This window comes from Heliomicrobium modesticaldum Ice1, from assembly GCF_000019165.1.
Lineage (GTDB): Bacteria > Bacillota > Desulfitobacteriia > Heliobacteriales > Heliobacteriaceae > Heliomicrobium > Heliomicrobium modesticaldum.
Genome location: NC_010337.2, coordinates 1,465,464 through 1,482,140, shown reverse-complemented (window position 1 = coordinate 1,482,140; position 16,677 = coordinate 1,465,464). Strand labels below are relative to the sequence as shown.

General features: G+C 56.9%; 16 protein-coding genes and 2 pseudogenes. 4 read left to right on the top strand and 14 right to left on the bottom strand.

Annotated elements, in window-relative coordinates; translation table 11 throughout:
- Nucleotides 1-93 precede the first annotated feature (93 nt).
- Complete coding sequence (locus tag HM1_RS14560; protein ID WP_012282561.1) at nt 94-807, top strand: helix-turn-helix transcriptional regulator; 714 nt, start codon at nt 94-96, stop codon at nt 805-807.
- A gap of 219 nt (nt 808-1,026) precedes the next feature.
- Here HM1_RS14560 and mdh read toward each other — a convergent pair whose 3' ends face one another.
- From mdh to argH, 9 genes are all read right to left on the bottom strand, one after another.
- Nucleotides 1,027-1,956 (bottom strand): malate dehydrogenase, encoded by a 930-nt coding sequence (mdh, locus tag HM1_RS06695; RefSeq protein WP_012282560.1) that lies wholly within the window; start codon nt 1,954-1,956, stop codon nt 1,027-1,029.
- 54 nt (nt 1,957-2,010) lie between these two features.
- Nucleotides 2,011-3,258 carry an isocitrate dehydrogenase (NADP(+)) gene (gene icd, locus HM1_RS06690; protein WP_041313486.1) on the bottom strand — a complete coding sequence of 416 codons (1,248 nt, stop codon included), beginning with the start codon at nt 3,256-3,258 and terminating at the stop codon, nt 2,011-2,013.
- Nucleotides 3,259-3,616: 358 nt separating this feature from the next.
- A complete protein-coding gene (locus tag HM1_RS06685; protein WP_012282557.1) occupies nt 3,617-4,573 on the bottom strand; it encodes an amidase domain-containing protein in 957 nt (318 codons plus the stop codon).
- 207 nt (nt 4,574-4,780) lie between these two features.
- The gene (locus HM1_RS06680) at nt 4,781-5,374 is read right to left on the bottom strand and encodes an indolepyruvate oxidoreductase subunit beta (RefSeq protein ID WP_012282555.1); all 594 of its coding nucleotides are present in this window, start codon (nt 5,372-5,374) and stop codon (nt 4,781-4,783) included.
- A 2-nt stretch (nt 5,375-5,376) separates the two neighbouring features.
- The gene (iorA, locus tag HM1_RS06675; RefSeq protein ID WP_012282554.1) at nt 5,377-7,200 is read right to left on the bottom strand and encodes an indolepyruvate ferredoxin oxidoreductase subunit alpha; all 1,824 of its coding nucleotides are present in this window, start codon (nt 7,198-7,200) and stop codon (nt 5,377-5,379) included.
- Nucleotides 7,201-7,232: 32 nt separating this feature from the next.
- Nucleotides 7,233-8,534 carry a phenylacetate--CoA ligase family protein gene (locus HM1_RS06670; protein WP_012282553.1) on the bottom strand — a complete coding sequence of 434 codons (1,302 nt, stop codon included), beginning with the start codon at nt 8,532-8,534 and terminating at the stop codon, nt 7,233-7,235.
- A 575-nt stretch (nt 8,535-9,109) separates the two neighbouring features.
- Nucleotides 9,110-9,274, bottom strand: coding sequence for a DUF362 domain-containing protein (locus tag HM1_RS06660; protein WP_012282550.1), 165 nt, complete (start codon nt 9,272-9,274; stop codon nt 9,110-9,112).
- Between the two features lie 78 nt (nt 9,275-9,352).
- On the bottom strand, nt 9,353-9,517 hold the full coding sequence (locus tag HM1_RS15165; RefSeq protein ID WP_012282549.1) for a DUF362 domain-containing protein: 165 nt from the start codon (nt 9,515-9,517) through the stop codon (nt 9,353-9,355).
- Nucleotides 9,518-9,627: 110 nt separating this feature from the next.
- Entirely contained in the window at nt 9,628-11,010 is a 1,383-nt protein-coding gene (argH, locus tag HM1_RS06655) for an argininosuccinate lyase (protein ID WP_012282548.1), read from the bottom strand.
- A 562-nt stretch (nt 11,011-11,572) separates the two neighbouring features.
- On the opposite strand from argH, the gene HM1_RS15745 reads away from it, so the two are divergent.
- Nucleotides 11,573-11,884: a HesB/IscA family protein gene (locus HM1_RS15745; protein WP_012282546.1), complete on the top strand. Its 312-nt coding sequence runs from the start codon at nt 11,573-11,575 to the stop codon at nt 11,882-11,884.
- Nucleotides 11,885-12,063: 179 nt separating this feature from the next.
- Here the strand turns inward: HM1_RS15745 and HM1_RS06645 are convergent, their stop codons facing one another.
- The 5 genes and pseudogenes from HM1_RS06645 to HM1_RS06630 all read right to left on the bottom strand — a co-directional run bounded on the left by HM1_RS06645 (nt 12,064) and on the right by HM1_RS06630 (nt 14,613).
- Nucleotides 12,064-12,585, bottom strand: coding sequence for a MarR family winged helix-turn-helix transcriptional regulator (locus HM1_RS06645; protein ID WP_187147820.1), 522 nt, complete (start codon nt 12,583-12,585; stop codon nt 12,064-12,066).
- 86 nt (nt 12,586-12,671) lie between these two features.
- Complete coding sequence (locus tag HM1_RS15160) at nt 12,672-13,490, bottom strand: tetratricopeptide repeat protein (RefSeq protein ID WP_083765178.1); 819 nt, start codon at nt 13,488-13,490, stop codon at nt 12,672-12,674.
- A gap of 192 nt (nt 13,491-13,682) precedes the next feature.
- Nucleotides 13,683-13,793: pseudogene (locus HM1_RS16190) on the bottom strand (zinc ribbon domain-containing protein); the annotation flags it as partial.
- A 101-nt stretch (nt 13,794-13,894) separates the two neighbouring features.
- Nucleotides 13,895-13,945: pseudogene (locus tag HM1_RS16545) on the bottom strand (hypothetical protein); the annotation flags it as partial.
- A 101-nt stretch (nt 13,946-14,046) separates the two neighbouring features.
- Nucleotides 14,047-14,613, bottom strand: coding sequence for an IS607 family transposase (locus tag HM1_RS06630; RefSeq protein WP_012282541.1), 567 nt, complete (start codon nt 14,611-14,613; stop codon nt 14,047-14,049).
- A 365-nt stretch (nt 14,614-14,978) separates the two neighbouring features.
- On the opposite strand from HM1_RS06630, the gene HM1_RS06625 reads away from it, so the two are divergent.
- The gene (locus HM1_RS06625) at nt 14,979-15,545 is read left to right on the top strand and encodes a xanthine phosphoribosyltransferase (protein ID WP_012282539.1); all 567 of its coding nucleotides are present in this window, start codon (nt 14,979-14,981) and stop codon (nt 15,543-15,545) included.
- 377 nt (nt 15,546-15,922) lie between these two features.
- Nucleotides 15,923-16,672 (top strand): methylenetetrahydrofolate reductase, encoded by a 750-nt coding sequence (locus HM1_RS06620; RefSeq protein WP_041313473.1) that lies wholly within the window; start codon nt 15,923-15,925, stop codon nt 16,670-16,672.
- The last annotated feature ends 5 nt before the right edge of the window (nt 16,673-16,677 follow it).

Here is a 16,677-nt window from a genome sequence, read left to right as displayed (position 1 = left end):
ATCATGCAAGCAATCGCTGTCAGCGATTTTAGGCGATTTTAATTTCAAAAGAAAGATGAAATGGGTTTCATCGACTACTGATGAGGTGATGCTGTGTTTGAGGACGCCCAGAAGATCAGTTCAGTTTTTGCCGATAGGACTCGTTTCTCCATCTATCAATATATCGTCAACCACCCAAACGCGACCTGCACGGTCAAGGAGATCGCCCAGGAGTTTTCCATCCATCCGAACGTGGCCCGCCTTCACCTGTCGAAGCTGGAGGAGATCGGGTTGCTCGAATCGGGGTGGGATCACCAGTCCATGCCCGGTCGGCCAGGGCGGGTCTATTCACTGCGCAAAAAGGCGATTACACTGCACTTTCCGCCTCGCGAGTACCAGTTGCTCTGCGACCTCACCCTGGACGCCCTCGACGAAGTCGGCGCCGCCGGGACGGTCGCACTGAACAAGGTCGGTCACGCCCACGGCGTACGCCTGGCCCAGGGCATCCGGTCAGGAAAAGGGGCTGATGCGAACGGAAAAGCAGCAGAGTCCTTTGGCGAGTTGACGGCCATCGAATCGCTTGCCGTCTCAGCAGTCACTTGTGATGCCGCCCGCACGGTCATTCGATTGCGCCATTGTCCCTTCCGAGAATCGGCGGAACGGCGCCACCATCTGACCTGCCCCCTACACCGCGCCATCCTGCGCGGCCTCTGGGAGACCCTTTACGGGCCGGCCGCCATGGAGTCACTGTCTTGCCAGGCTTTGGGGGACGCCTGTTGCGAGATCGCCGTGCTACCGAGCGCCAGCGACGAGGAAATGGGCGCCTAGAACGCCCAGGCGAGGTAGGCCTTTTAACTGAAAACGTTTCCACAATCAGCAACAAAGGATGCCGAAAACAAATGCAGACCAGACAAATCGGAGAACTCAAAATCAAGTTGAAAAATGGACCAGTTCCTCTCCCGGAACTGGTCCATTTTCTGTCAAGAGTGTTGCGTCAATCCATTCCGGAGCGATGCAGTTATAGTTTGCCCTCCGGGGTTAAGACAATCACATCCCGGTGACGGCGATGAGGTTCTTGACGGAATCGACGGACTTGGCGAAGAGCTGTCTTTCCTCGGCGGTCAGCTCGATCTCAAAGACCTTCTCTACGCCGTTGGCGCCGAGCATGACGGGCACACTGGTGTAGATGCCCTCATAGCCGTATTCGCCGTTCAGGTAGGCGGCGACGGGCAGGATGCGCTTCTGGTCTTTCAGGATGGCCTCGACCATCTGGATGACCGAGGCGGAGGGGGCATAATAGGCGGAACCGGTCTTCAGGTAGGCGACGATCTCGGCACCGCCTTTGCGGGCGCGATCGACCATGGCCTGGATCTTTTCCTCGGGCAGCAGTTGACGGATAGGGATGCCGCCGATGAAGGTGTAGCTGGGAAGGGGAACCATATCGTCGCCGTGACCGCCGAGGAGGATAGTGGACACGTCCTTGACGGAGCAACCCATCTCCATGGCGATGAAGGTCTTGAAGCGGGCGGCGTCCAGGATGCCTGACATGCCGAAAACGCGGTTAGTCGGGAAACCGGAGGCTTTCTGGGCCACGTAGGTCATGGCGTCAAGGGGGTTGGAGACGATGATGATGATCGAGTCGGGCGATTGCTCGGCTGCTTTCTTGGCGCAATCGGCGACGATCTTCGTATTGGTGGTGATCAGATCGTCGCGGCTCATGCCGGGTTTGCGGGCGATGCCGGCGGTGATGACGACCACATCGGAATTGGCCGTGTCGGCGTAGCTGTTGGTGCCGATGATGTGGCAGTCGAAACCTTCGACGGGAGAGGCTTCCATCAGGTCAAGACCTTTGCCTTGGGGGATCCCTTCCATGATGTCAAGGAGCACGATGTCCCCCAGTTCCTTGGAAGCTGCCCAGTGGGCGGCGGTGGCGCCGACGTTGCCTGCACCGATGATGGAAATCTTCTTGCGTGCCATTCCTAAATGATTCCCCTTCCTGGCTGACCCAGCCGTGTATGTTTTTCTCGCCCCTTACATCCGCTCGATGACGGCCCGGGCGAATTCTGACGTCTTGACTTCCCTGGCGCCGGCAATCTGGCGGGCCAGGTCGTAGGTGACCACTTTGTCTTCGATGGCCTTCTGGAGACCTTTTACGATCAAGTCGGCCGCTTCCTGCCAGCCGAGGTGTTCGAGCATCATCACACCGGATAGGATGACCGATCCGGGGTTGACTTTATCCAAACCGGCGTACTTGGGCGCCGTGCCGTGGGTGGCCTCAAAGACGGCGTAGGCGTCAGAGATGTTGCCGCCGGGCGCGATCCCCAGTCCGCCGACCTGGGCGGCCAAAGCGTCGGAGAGGTAGTCGCCGTTCAGGTTGGTCGTGGCGAGCACGTCATACTCGTCCGGACGAAGCAGGATCTGCTGGAACATGCTGTCGGCGATGCGGTCTTTGATAACGATCTTGCCTTCGGGGACCTTGCCGTTATATTCATCCCAAAGGGCTGCCTCAGAGATGGTCTGTTCAGCGAACTCTTCCGCCGCCAGCTCGTATCCCCAGTCTTTAAAGGCACCCTCGGTAAACTTCATGATGTTCCCCTTGTGGACAAGGGTGACGCTCTTGCGCTTGTTGTCGATGGCATACTGAATGGCCTTGCGGATCAGGCGCTTGCTGCCGAATTCGGAGACGGGCTTCAGGCCGAGGGCGGTGCCGTCTTTAAGGATCTTTACGCCCATCTCGTTGCGGAAAAACTCGATGGCCTTCTGAGCTTCCGCTGTGCCGGCTTTCCATTCCAGGCCGGCGTAAACGTCTTCCGTGTTCTCCCGGAAGATGACCATATCGACCTTCTCCGGTGTTTTGACGGGGCTGGGCACGCCGTTGAAGTAGCGGACCGGGCGCACGCAGGCGTAGAGGTCCATGACCTGGCGCAGCGTCACGTTCAGCGAACGGAAGCCGCCGCCGACGGGCGTCGTCAGAGGCCCTTTGATGCCGACGCGGAACTCTTGGAAAGCCTCGACAGTCTCCTCGGGCAGCCAGGTGTCGAAGTTCTTCTTGGCCTTCTCACCGGCATAGACCTCCATCCAGGCGATGCGCTTTTGACCGCCATAGGCTTTTTCGATAGCGGCGTCAAAGACGGCCTGAGAGGCACGCCAGATGTCGGGACCTGTGCCGTCACCTTCGATGAACGGGATGATAGGCTGATCAGGCACCTGCAGTTTACCTTCGGCAAAGACGATGGGCTCCCCTGTCGCCGGAACTTTTGCGAATTTGTACTCTGCCATATGGATCCGACCCTCCCTCATGGTGTTTGTCCAACAGACAAACATTCTTTCCGCTCCCTACGCATTCCTTTTTTGTCTGAAAAAGATTCTTCTCCATCTCTTCTCCCGCCCGTCGAAAGGTACGTCGGGGCAAGACTTGATGGTACTCAAAGGAACGCAGCGTCCAGTTCCGTATCGTCGATAGGTGAAGGTGCACCCCCACCGTAACCTATACTATTCCACAACTGGCAAAAAGTCAAAGTCAGTGGTGTCTGGTTGTCAGACCAATATTGTTCCAAAAATTACTTACGCTTTTCGACAAAATTCGTTAAACTCCTGCTAATCTGCTCCGGTTCATCTCGATTTAACAAAAAAACTTTCATGACCCGTCACTACCCATCTCGTAGACGAGCACCTGCTGTCCCTTATTCCGCATGATTTCCAAGGTGCCATGCATGGACCGGTCGTTGGCGTCATCGCTCTGAGAAGCGAGGGCGATGTCGTTGCCGACCTTGGCGACAAGGATCAGCGTATGGTAGGGCGCGCCGTTGCCGTAGGCCAGTTGGATGAAATCGCCAAGACGCAGCCGGTTATACCAGGCATTCCAGTTGTTCAGCATCTCCGCCGCGCTCAAGGTGGTGAAACGGGCCACCCGACCGGACCAGTGGTTGCGAAAGGCGGCAGTCACCTTCCAACTGAGGGTGATCCGGCGATCGCCGTCGCGGTCGGTGGCACCGGGCTTGCACCACCAGTAACGGGGCCAGGTGAACCGCTCGGGCGGACCGAGCACCCAGGGCATTCCGCCGGCGTAGAGGCACTGGGAGATGAAGTTGGCGCAGTTGCCGCCGCGTCCCGGTCGGCTGTTGAAGTCCGGATAGTTGGGGTTGTGGTTTTTATAGTAGCGGTTGGCGTAAGCCACCGCAGCCGCGCGGTTGTAGCCGGTGACGAGGGCCTTGACTTCCGACTCGCTCGCAGGGGCGCATCCAAGATGCTCGGCGATGGCTGCTTTCAGGGGAGTCTCGGGGAGCGTTATCAACAGCCGGTGCAGGTACTCGTCAAAGAGTTCCTTTATGTGTGGCCGTTGCCACCACTGGTTGGCCTGTTCTAAGATGAAGACGACCGTCTCTGGGTCACCATCCCGGAAAGCCAGCCCCACCAAGTCCATAGCCGGTGCGACGACCTGTTCGACCTCCTGGGTTCGCAGCGATGTATAGCGCCTTTCCCAGGAGGCGACAGTGTCGAGGCGGTAGTCGGGGTAGTGGACGAGCGGGCTGTTGCGGAGATTGTTGCGGGGGTTGTTATTGCGCCGGTGCTCTTCGGCAGACCTGTCTCCCATAGGCTCCCTCCCCTTTCCTTCGACCGATCGGTATACCGATCCAATGTATGCGGCAAAAGGGAGAAAGGGACGCAAGCGGCCTTGCCAACGACCTTTTGGGACAAGCCCCTGTTGAAAAACCGGCGGTGATACACCGCCGGTTTTTTGTGCTGTCTTGCTCTGCGCGCTTTTTCAGCGCTGTCTTGCTGCATGTCGCCTTTCTACGCTTTACGCTTCTTTCCGTTCCCGGTGATCAAGTCCCGCTGCGAAGGCGCGCTGGTTGAGTTCGAGGAAACGGGCGGGAACGCGGGCCGCCAGCGCCGCATCCCAGGTTTCGCGGGAGATGTCCATGACCGATGCCAGTACTCCCATGAGGACCACGTTAGCCGCCTTCGGGTTGCCGAGCTTGGCGGCCAGATCGAGAGCGGGGACGACGATCAGGCGGCTGACGCGCTCGCCGATAGCCTCGATGATCCCTTCGGGATAGGCGGCCGCCCCGATCAGAACCGGCAGCGGTTCGATCTTCTGGTCGTTGACGATCATGGTTCCACCGGGGCGCAGCATATGGGTCCAGCGGTAGGCCTCCAGTTTTTCAAAGCCGACAATGATATCTGCTTCGCCCGGTTCGATGATCGGCGAGTAGACCTTTTCTCCAAGGCGGACCTGAGTGACGACGGAACCACCCCGCTGGGCCATGCCGTGAATCTCGGACATCTTGACGTCCCAGCCCTGGGCCAGGGCCACATGGCTGAGGATTTTGGAGGCGAGGATGGTTCCCTGACCGCCGACGCCGACGAGAAGGATGTTCATGCTCTTTTTCATCCCTATTCACCGACCTTTCGCAGCGCGTCAAACATACAGAGCTGGGCGCAGAGGCCGCAGCCGGTGCAAAGGGCGCTGTTGACGACAGCCTTGCGGTTGGCCTTGTCAAAGGAGAGGGCCGGGCAGCCGATGCGCAGGCAGGCTTTGCAGCCCTTGCAACCGACGCACTCGAGCGCTTTTTCCGTGTTTTTGACGATGAGGGCGCAGGGACGGCGGGTGATGATCACCGACGGTTCGGGGGCAGCTACTTCTTCCTTGATCACCGCTTTGACGCGGTCTAGGTCGAGGGGATCGACCTCAACGACGCGCTTGACGCCGATGGCCTTGGCAAGGGCGACGAAGTCGACGACGGGCGCTTCCTTGCCCATCAGCGTCTGGCCGGTGGAGGGGTTGTGCTGGTGGCCCGTCATGGCGGTGGTCGAGTTGTCGAGGATGATCACCGTCGAGGTGCCACCGTTGTAGACGATGTCCATCAGACCGGTCACGCCGGAGTGGAGGAAGGTGGAATCGCCGATGACGGCGACGAGGCGGCGAGCCAGATCGGGGTTGGCCTTTTCCATGCCGAGCGCGCCGGAAACGGAGGCACCCATGCAGATGCAGGTATCCATGGCTTCGAGCGGCGCCATGGTGCCCAAGGTATAACAGCCGATGTCGCCGGAGACGACCAGCCGGAGTTCGCGCAGGATATAGAAAACCCCGCGATGGGGACAGCCGGGGCACATGACGGGAGGGCGGACAGGGGCGTTGAAGGGCTCGGCTGTCTGGCTCGACTCGCTCGGTTGCACTGCCTCGTTTCCGCCGCAGGCGCCGCTGTCTTCGGCGCTGTCCGGTGCGGCGGCGTCTTCGCCAGGTTCACCGACCACGCCGAGGACCGCAAGGATCTGCTTTTTCACGAGGTTGACCGAGAGCTCGCCATAAGCCGGCAGGATCGACTTGCCGATAACCTCGATGCCCATGGCCCGGATGCGATCTTCCAAGTAGGGATCCAGTTCTTCCACCACGAAGAGCACGTCGACAGCTTCGGCGAAATCGGCGATCTTGTCCTTCGGCAACGGATGGGTCATGCCGAGGCGAAGGACCGACGCGTTGGGGAAGGCTTCCCGAACGTACTGGTAGCTGACGCCGGAGGTGATGATGCCGAAGGAGGGGTCTCTCATCTCGATGCGATTGACTTCCACTGTTTCAGAGAAATCGGCCAACTGTTTGTCCCGCTCTTCGATGAAGAGCCGCCGCGTTCTGGCATAGGCAGGGATCATGACGTATTTTTTGGCGTCCTTTTTGTAGGGTTGGACGACACGCGCTACCGGCTCGCCCAGTTCGACCAGGCTCTGGGAATGAGCGATGCGGGTGGTGATGCGCAGCAGCACCGGCGTATCGAAGCGTTCCGACATGTCCAGGGCCAGTTTGACCATGTCCTTGGCTTCCTGGGCGTCAGATGGTTCCAGCATGGGGATTTTGGCGAAGGGCGCATAGTTGCGGTTATCCTGCTCGTTCTGGGAGGAGTGCATGCCCGGGTCGTCGGCGGAAACAAGGACAAGGCCGCCGCGCACGCCCGTATAAGCCGCCGTGAAGAGGGGATCGGCTGCGACGTTGACACCGACGTGCTTCATCGTCACGATGGTCCGCGCGCCGGCGATGGCGGCGCCGATGCCGACCTCCAGGGCCACCTTCTCGTTGGGGGACCACTGGCAGTAGATTTCCGAATACTTGGCGATGTTTTCAAGGATCTCCGTGCTGGGCGTGCCGGGGTAGGCCGCCGCTACGGTCACGCCGTATTCATAGGCGCCGCGAGCGATGGCTTCATTGCCGGTCAAGAGCGTCTTCAAACGATAGTCCCCCTTTTGTCTCTGCTTTTTGTCTAATCCCTCGGACGCCGGTCGAGGATGCGCTTGGCTTTGCCGGGGCTCCGCTCCAGAGAGCGAGGCTCGACGAGGCGCACCTTGGCGCTGACGGAAAGGACGCTTTTCAGCCGCTCCCGGATGGCGGCGGTCTTCGCCTCCAGTTCGCGGTAATTGTCGACGAGCCGCTCTTCGGCCATCTCGACCTGGACTTCCAGTGTGTCGAGATAGCCTTGGCGGTCGACGACCAACAGGTAGTGAGGCGCCACGCCTTCGATCTCCATGAGTACGCTCTCGATCTGGGACGGAAAGACGTTGACGCCCCGGATGATCAGCATATCGTCGGTGCGACCGGTGACGCGGCGCATGCGCGCCAGCGTCCGCCCGCAGGCACAAGGGCTCCGGTCGATGCAGCTGATGTCCTTGGTGCGGTAGCGGATGATGGGGAACCCTTCCTTGGTCAAGGTGGTGAAGACCAGTTCTCCTTCGCAACCTTCCTCGACGGGCTCGCCCGTCTCCGGGTCGATGACCTCGGCCAGGAAGTGGTCTTCGAGAATATGCAGTCCCGCTGTATGTAAGCACTCGCCGGCCACGCCAGGACCGCCCAATTCAGTCAGGCCGTAGTTGTCAGTAGCGCAGATGCCCCAGGCCTTTTGAATCTCCCGGCGCATCCCCTCTGACCAGGGCTCCGAACCGAAGAGGCCGACGCGCAGCGACAGACTCGCCGGGTCGATGCCCATGGCCCGCGCCTCTTCGGCCAGGTGGAGGGCGTAACTGGGCGTGCAAACGAGCACGGTCGTGGCAAAGTCCTGCATGAGCATGATCTGGCGCCGCGTGTTGCCGCCCGAAGCAGGCACGATGGTGCAGCCCACTTTTTCCAGCCCGTAATGGAGGCCGAAGCCACCGGTGAAGAGGCCGTAGGTGAAGGCGATCTGAGCCACGTCCTCACTCGTCACGCCGGCCATGACGGCGATGCGGGCCACCTGTTCGGTCCAGCGTTCCAAGTCGCTGCGGGTGTAGCCGCCGACGATCGGCTTGCCCGTCGTGCCGGAAGAGGCGTGCAAGCGGATCAGGTCCTGCTTGGGGACGGCGAAAAGGCCGAAGGGGTATTGATCGCGCAGGTCTGTCTTGGTCGTGAAGGGAAACTTCCTGATGTCCTCCAGCGTCTTCAGGTCTTCGGGACGCACCCCGGCTTGATCAAAACGCTGCCGGTAAAAGGGAACCTGGCTGTAGACCCGTTGCAGTGTCTCTTGCAGGCGCGTCAGCTGCAGCCGGCGGAGAGACTCCCGGTCGATGCACTCCATCTCACGATTCCAGATCACGCGGCCACCCCCTCACCGGAGCGAATCATCGCTGCTTTTAGAGCTGCCTGTAGAGATGTGCATTGGCCTCTGCCTGTGTTTTGGTCAAATTGCACCGAATGAGGGCCTCCAGATAGAATAAAAGGGACAACCAAAGAGCCGGATCCCCTCCCTGCCCTGCCGGCAGAGGGACCGGCGCTTCGACTGTCCGCCAAAAGGTCACAGAAAGACCCTGCTGTCCGCCCTGTTCCGCCTTCTTGCAAAAGGGCGACAGCAACCCCATTCATGCGCCATTGCCGCATTGCCTTCCATCCTCCCGTTCTGCTGCAATCCATTGTTGCATCCATCAGGCTTCTCGCCTGCCCGGCATACCATCGAACCGTTCATGGAACGTCGTTCTGTCGACAAGAAACTTGAGACAAAAAACTTGAATGGATCATATTCGTGACCGATTGGAGAATTCCTCTCTCATCGAAAAATCTGAAGAGACAAGGCCCCCTGCTGCGCACTCTGAGAGGAGACAAGGCCCATGCCGGGCGCACTAAAAAAGCGCCCCTTGACAACAGCCAAGGGACGCTTTTGCAGGTTATGTTCGATCAGCCAGGAATGATGGCGTCTACGGGGCACTTGTCGGCGCAAACGCCGCAGTCCACGCAGTCACTGGTGATGGAGTACTTTTTGCCTTCGACGATGGCGCCAACGCAGCAGCCGTCCATGCAAGCGCCGCAAGCGGTGCAAGCATCGGTGATTTTGTAAGCCATTGTTCTTTTCACCTGCCTTCCTAAATCCCTATAGTGTTCATCTAGAAACACACCACACCCAGCGAGAATAATTCTGCCTTAACCCTCGCTGATAGCGCCGGCTGGGCAAGTGTCAGCACAAGTTCCGCAGTCGATGCAGGCATCTGTGATGGAATAGACATCGCCTTTGATGATTGCATTCACGGGGCACGCATCTTCGCAAGCGCCGCAAGCGACGCAAGCGTCAGAGATTTTATAGACCACCCTAAGTTCACCCCCTAAAGTGTATCGGGTTCACTTCCAACACTTTTACCATATCACGGATATGATCTGGCTTCAATCACTATTTTTGCGAATTGTTTCAGGTTTGTCCCTTATTGCTCCTTCAACCGCCGCCGCGCTTGCGCTATAGCTTCCTTAACCGCTTCCGGCGCCGGGCCGCCGGGAACCTTGCGGTCGGACACGCAGCGCTCCACCTGAATGGCCTCGTAAATGTCCTCGCCGAAGGCGTCGGAACAGGCGCGGAAGTCGTCAAAAGCGAGGTCGTCGAAGGCCAGGCCCTTTTGGACGCAGAGCAGCACCATCTTGCCGACGATCTCATGGGCTTCCCGGAAGGAAACGCCCTTCTTGGCCAGGTAGTCGGCCACATCGGTGGCGTTGGTGAAGCCGCCCCGGGCCCCCTTTTTCATCGTTTCCCGTCGGACGCGCATGGTGGCGATCATGGGTATGAAGACGGTCAGGCAGCCTTTGACGGTGTCGACGGCGTCGAAGAGGCTCTCTTTGTCCTCCTGCATATCCTTGTTGTAGGCCAGCGGCAGGGACTTCATCACCGTGAGCAGAGCCATCAGGTCGCCATAGACGCGGCCTGTCTTGCCGCGGATGAGTTCGGCCACGTCGGGGTTTTTCTTTTGGGGCATCATGGAGCTGCCGGTGGAGTAGGCGTCATCGAGCTCAATGAAAGAGAACTCCTGGCTGCTCCAGAGGATGATCTCTTCGCAAAAGCGCGAGAGGTGCATCATGATCAGGGAGGCGGCAGCGCAGAACTCGATCGCAAAATCGCGGTCCGACACGCCGTCGAGGCTGTTTTCTGTGATGCCGTCGAAGCCGAGCTCTTTTGCGACGGCCATGCGATCCAAGGGAAAGGTGGTGCCGGCCAAGGCGCCGGAGCCCAGGGGCGAGCGGTTGAGACGGCGGGCACAGTCGGCCAGCCGGTCGCGGTCGCGGTCAAACATCTGCACGTAGGCCAGCAGGTGGTGCGCCAGGGTGATCGGCTGGGCCTTTTGCAGGTGCGTGTAGCCGGGCATGATCGTGTCCAGGTTCGCCTCAGCCGTGTCGAGCAGGGTGGTGATCAGGTCAGCCAGCAGCGCACGCGTCTCGGCGATCTCGTCGCGCAGGTAGAGGCGGATGTCCAGGGCCACCTGGTCGTTGCGGCTTCGGGCGGTGTGCAGCTTCTTGCCGATGTCACCGATGCGCTCGGTCAGGATCTTCTCGATGTTCATGTGAATGTCTTCGGCAGCCACGTCGAATTCGATGCGCCCGGCTTCGATGTCGGTCAGGATGCCCTCCAGGCCGGCAATGATTGTCTGGGCGTCACTCTCGGCGATGATGCCCTGTTGGCCGAGCATGCGAGCATGGGCCATGGAACCGCGGATATCCTGCTTATACAGTCGCTGATCGAAAGAGATAGACGAATGGAAATCCTCGACGACCTTGTCGGTTCCTTTTTGGAAACGGCCGCCCCACAGTTTTTTGGACACTTGCGCTGCCTCCTCGTCAATTGCCAACCGGAAGAAGTTCTCCGGCAGAATGCTCGAAAAATATGTGGGAAATGGGCGCTCCAGCGCTTTTGTAATGGAACTTTTTTGCCCACTTCGCTGTCTAATAAGTATACTTCAGAAACGAAGCGAGGTGAAGCCGATGAAATCCTGTACGAATGAATCGAGAATGACCTCCCACGAATGGGATTTGATCTCCCTGTTGATCGTGGTTCTCGTAGCAGCAGGGTTAGCGGCTTTCACCCATGCATAAAGGGTGACCTGCGAAAGTCGCAGACCCCGACAGTCTTACATATCTGTGCGAAGGGCGCGTAAATCACCGTTTCATAGGGCGTTTTGACGAATGAAGGTTCTGTATCCAGCCCGGGTGTTCAACATCCGGGTTTTTTGCCGCGCTTCTAGACCCGCCTCACTTCACAATTCCCTTCACAAATCATTCCGCGACTCATCTCTCCTTCCTCTTTTCCCTTTCTCTTGGTTTGTTCTTCTTTTTTGTATTGATTTTAGTTCAGGGAGGGGTAAAATCAAGGTGGAGGTGGTTCCCGTGATCACGGTGACCGAGAAAGGGCGTCAGAAGCTCATCGAGCTCCTGGAGGAAAGCAAAGCAAAATACGTCCGGATTTTTGCCCTCAGCCGGGAACACTCGGCCTATGACCTAGGCCTTGAATTCGAAACCAAACGCGGCGATGTCGTCATCGAAGCGGCAGGGATCCCTTTTGTGGCTGATGACATGAGCAAGGATTATCTTCGAGGGCTGCGCATCGATTACGATGACAGCGATGAAGATCCCGGTTTTCTTGCTACATCCAGTTGCAACTCGACCTGCAGCTCCTGCAACAGCCAGTGCGATCTGTGATTCATCGCGCGCGAGAGGCCCTTGACCGCTCAGTCAAGGGCCCTTTTTTCAGAGGGGCCGTTCTCTTCCTCCGCTCTTAGACAACAATGATTCGCACGCTATACTTCTCCGGGAGAATTCTCCCGCTATGCTTCTTCCGGATAATTCTCCCGCTATGCTTCTTCGAGAGAGTTCTTCCGCTATACTTCTTCGAGAGAAAAGGTATCCGAAAACCACTCCACCGAATCGATCAGCTGGCCTACTTGTTGGGGATGCGCTTCGGTAAGCTTTTGCAGCTGGTTGTACAGGGGTTGGCCGATTTCCGCCAGCAGTTTCTCCCCTTGCGGCGAGAGGGCGATCACCCACTCGCGCTGGTCGACGGGGCTCTGGGTGCGCGTGATCAGCTCCCGCTTCTCCAGATCTTTCAGGGCCGTCGACAGCGCCCCCTGGGTCAGGTGAAACTGCTTGCGCATCTCTTTCTGAAGGGCAAGACCGCGATAATTGATGTGGTTCATGATCTGCAACTGGGTAAAGGTCAGGTCGGTCCGCTGGCTGATCCGCGAGACGGTGCTCATGGCGCACTCATAAAAGGATTGCAACGTCCGGAAAAAGTCGCGCCCCGCAAGGGATGTTTCCGCTCTAGGTGTCGCGTCGGAGCCCACAGGCTTGGCATCGTTCTCCTGCCAGTCTAGTTGCTTTGCATCGTCCTTACTGGCATTCATTGTTTCCGCATCCATTTCTCTTTTCCACCCTGTTCTTATAATGATCCTTCCTTAACGGTTCTGTACCATCCGGTCTGCCATCTTTCTCACTCGGCGATCAGCTTTTTGAACTCCGGCAACGCCTTGACATGGCGGAAGTCTTCTTCGATCTTTTCTCTCGCTGTCACCTTGCAGTAGGGCATGATCGCAATCGCTTTCGCCAGGTTGTCCAGGCATGCGCTGGTGTTTCCCTTGGCGTCATAGATGGCCGCCATGCCGAAGTATGTCCAGGCGTTATCTGGGTCATAGGTCAGCGAGCGCTCGAACCAAACGAGGGCTTCATCGAAACGGCCGTGATATTTTAAGGCGAGGCCCCGGTTATAGTAAGCGAAGCCGTAATCGGATCGAATGGCGATGGCGCGATCGAGCAGTCGCAACGCCTCATCGAGGTCGCCCATGAAGGCCACGGCGATACCCTTCCCCGTGTAAGCCTGATAGCAGTTGGGGTCAAGGGCCAGCGCTTGATCGTACAGGGAGATGGCTTTTTTCAGCCGATTCGGTCCATTTTCCACATCGAAGGCGTAGTAACCCTTTTCGTACAATTCGAACGCTTTTCTCCGGTTCTCCTCGGAGACCGGAGAGGCTGCCGGCGTTTGATCGTCCGGCGATGCGGTCCTTTCCGTCGCCAATGGGGCGGGTGCAGCTGTTACAGGCGACGTTGCTGGCGCTGATGATCCTGAAGCAGTCGGCTCGGCGCCGGCCTTTGAACGGGCAGGCGAATTTGGCGGCGCCGCCGGGCGAGCGCTGCAACCGCTCATCAAAAGCACGGCAATGACGCCGACGGCGATGAAACGATGCCAAGGCGGTAAACGATGACGAAGAGGTTGCGCCGTCGCTGAAGGCGTGAAAAAACGGTTGCCTATCAAAGGTGTCACCCCGGACGAAAGTAGTTACGTTTAATCTATTCGCCAGCATTCCAGGATTCCGTTCCTTTCTCCATAGAAAAATATTTCTACGTTGAAATTCCTGCATCATCGACCCATGACTAGACGGTTGCCCGTCTCCGCCAGAGGAATCTCCACAGGCGTTAATTCCCGGAGAACTTCCGGTACTCGTTATCAAGCAATGCCTTTGGCGTAATTCTTCAAATTTTTAGCCGCATTATGATCCCGGTCATGGTGGACGCCACAGCTTGGGCAATCCCATTCCCGAACCGAAAGGGGCAATTCTTCCCGGACATAACCACAGGCGGAGCAAGTCTTGCTGCTTGGAACCCACGGACATTCAGATCCTCCATCACGATTTCCGACTTGGTTTTCGCCAGATTCGTGGTGAGCTTATGCAAAAAGTCCTGCCGGATGTTGCGAATTCGCCGATGCAAACGGGCCAAGGCCAAGGCGCTTTTCTTTCTATTGGTGGAGCCTTTGGGCCAGCAGAATTCGTTGGGCGACGTTGGGCTTTAACTCATACCGATAAGCCCGGTTAATCTTCACACTGCATCGCTTCCATCGCTTTTTTCGCTTTATTGGCCGCCGATCTTCGTCCATATAACCGAGCGCAAAAAGAAGTCAGCACTTCGATCATATCTTGAACCAAGTCGTCCTTTAGCTCCGATTGATCTACGACCACTATCCGCCGTCCCTGGGCGACCAAAGCCGACTCCACATATTCAAAGCCAAACCGCATCAAGCGATCCCGATGTTCCACCACAATCACCTTAACCTTTGGGTCAGCCAATAGTTTCATAAGCTTAGGACGGCGGCCATTTAATCCAGAACCGATCTCCGTAACCGCCTCTCCCACATCCCATCCCTGTTCATTGGCATAAGTCAAAAGGCGTGAAACCTGCCTGTCCAGGTCGCTTTTCTGGTCTGCGCTGGATACTCTTGCATACAAGGCCACTTTCCCTTCGTGTTTCCCTCCTTCTTGAATAAGAATCGTCCCTGTCGGCATTTGTACTGCCGGCACAGGCAACTTTCCAGCCTTGAACCATTGCCAGGCGGTTCGATAGGTAATCCCATTCTTCTTTGCCCATTCACTAAGCTTCATAAAAATATTATATCACATAATTGAATATTTTTCTATAGTTTAATGAACAGTTTTTATCCCTTTTTCCAACAGTTCCTCGCTAAATCTTTTTTACTGCCCTTATTCTTCCCTCGGAGGTCGGCCAATGGAGCTTAACCAGTGGAGGCCATCCGAGTTGGGCAATGCTGAAGAAGGCTGAAGAACGCAAGTTAGCCCAAGCGAAGCGGCTTGGGCACCGGGCTTGTTCACAAGGTACATCCTTTTCGGGCTTCTGGATGGCTGCTGATTGGAAGCATATCGTCAGGGTTCTGTTTTTATGGTATCTTATTGACTATTAAACAATCACGCCGTAAACAGAAAGTCGGCGGCACACGGGAGAGTTGACGATGCAGGAATTGAAAGACCGCATTCTAGCCGAGGGAGAAGTGATCGGCACCCATATCCTCAAGGTGGACACCTTTTTGAATCACCAGATCGACCCGGCCTTTATCCTTCGAATGGGCAAGGAACTGGCGGATCGTTTTGCCGGTGCAGGCATCACGCGGGTGCTCACGGTGGAAGCATCCGGGATCGCCGTCGCCTCGGCAGTGGCGCTTTCCCTCAATGTGCCGGTCGTCTTTGCGAAGAAGAAGCAGGCCAGCACTCAGAGCGATGTGTACACATCGCAAATCTATTCCTTCACGCGGCAGGAATCGGTGAACATCACCGTGTCCAAGAAATTCCTGCCGGCAGATGATGTTGTCTTGATCGTTGATGATTTTCTCGCCCACGGCGAGGCCTTGAAGGGTCTTGTCGATATTGTCCGCCAGTCTGGCGCAGGCTTGGCCGGAGCTGGCATCGTCATCGAAAAACTTTTTCAGCGTGGTGGCGCCGCGTTGCGGGCTGAAGGTATGCGCATCGAAACCTTGGCGGCTATCGAACGGATGGAGCCGGGGAAAATCGTTTTCGCCTGAACGTTACACGAATCGTTGCTGAACATCGTCGTTGCTTGTTTTCGGTTACATGGTTTTGTGGGTTTGCATGGGGTTACATAAGATAACCGGTTAGCGGATTTCGGTGGAGGCTTCGCTTTTGAAATTTAATAAGGTTGCCTATTGCCCCAAAGGAAGAGAAAGGCATCTAATTTTACCACACTCGTCTTGTTGAAATCTGTCGATATTTGTAAGTAGCTTTATTTCATTCTCACTGTAGGGCTTTCGCGCTCATTCCAAGGCACGACTAGATAGAATGCATTTTTACACTCCTGTTATAAATGGCTTGCTGGTAACCGCGCAAACAGATACACTAAAATAAACAACCTGCTATGATGCGAATCTATGGAGGTCTGCCCATGACAGGCATTACCGTCGAACTTGTCCCCCGCTCCGAAGAGGCGCTCATCTCCGAACTCGAGATGATTCAGCAAGAGTTCCCGCAGGTCATGGGGATCAACATACCTGATTTGTTGCGCTTTCCGTTGCGCAGTTGGGATGCCTGCACTTGTGCCAAGCGCTATTTTGCAACAGCCATCCCCCACATCCGGGCCATTGATCTGAATCCGGATGCGCCTCTGCAGATGGCGGAACAACTGCAACAAAATGGGATTGCGGAGGTTCTTATCGTGACGGGCGATCCGCCCCAGGATATGTCCCGCAAGGTGTATCCCACGACAAGCATTGACGTGATCCGCCGGTTCAAGCGGGAGCTCCCTGACATGAAAGTCTATGCCGCCATCGATCCCTACCGGAATAGTTTGCGGAAGGAATACGACTACATTAAACGTAAGATCGATGCCGGCGCGGACGGATTTTTTACACAGCCGTTCTTTGATTTACGTTTTATGGAGATCTATGGTGAGATGCTTGAGGGACAACAGGTTTTTTGGGGCATTTCTCCGGTGACGACGGAGAAGTCGGCCTGCTACTGGGAAACGAAAAACCATGTCCTTTTTCCCGCAGATTTTGAACCGACTTTGGAATGGAACATTCGCTTTGCCCGAAAGGTGCTGGACTTTGTTGCGCAATCTAAGGCGAACATGTACTTCATGCCGATCCGCACCGACTTGCGCGCCTATTTGCGAGGGATTTTCTGCAATCCCTAAATACC

Excerpts from the sequence above, each read along its gene's own strand:
- mdh (WP_012282560.1), bottom strand. The coding sequence starts at position 1,956 with ATGGCACGCAAGAAGATTTCCATCATCGGTGCAGGCAACGTCGGCGCC.
- icd (WP_041313486.1), bottom strand. The coding sequence starts at position 3,258 with ATGGCAGAGTACAAATTCGCAAAAGTTCCGGCGACAGGGGAGCCCATC.
- HM1_RS06685 (WP_012282557.1), bottom strand. The coding sequence starts at position 4,573 with ATGGGAGACAGGTCTGCCGAAGAGCACCGGCGCAATAACAACCCCCGC.
- HM1_RS06680 (WP_012282555.1), bottom strand. The coding sequence starts at position 5,374 with ATGAAAAAGAGCATGAACATCCTTCTCGTCGGCGTCGGCGGTCAGGGA.
- HM1_RS06660 (WP_012282550.1), bottom strand. The coding sequence starts at position 9,274 with ATGGCTTACAAAATCACCGATGCTTGCACCGCTTGCGGCGCTTGCATG.
- HM1_RS06645 (WP_187147820.1), bottom strand. The coding sequence starts at position 12,585 with ATGAATGCCAGTAAGGACGATGCAAAGCAACTAGACTGGCAGGAGAAC.
- HM1_RS06630 (WP_012282541.1), bottom strand. The coding sequence starts at position 14,613 with ATGAAGCTTAGTGAATGGGCAAAGAAGAATGGGATTACCTATCGAACC.
- HM1_RS06625 (WP_012282539.1), top strand. The coding sequence starts at position 14,979 with ATGCAGGAATTGAAAGACCGCATTCTAGCCGAGGGAGAAGTGATCGGC.
- HM1_RS06620 (WP_041313473.1), top strand. The coding sequence starts at position 15,923 with ATGACAGGCATTACCGTCGAACTTGTCCCCCGCTCCGAAGAGGCGCTC.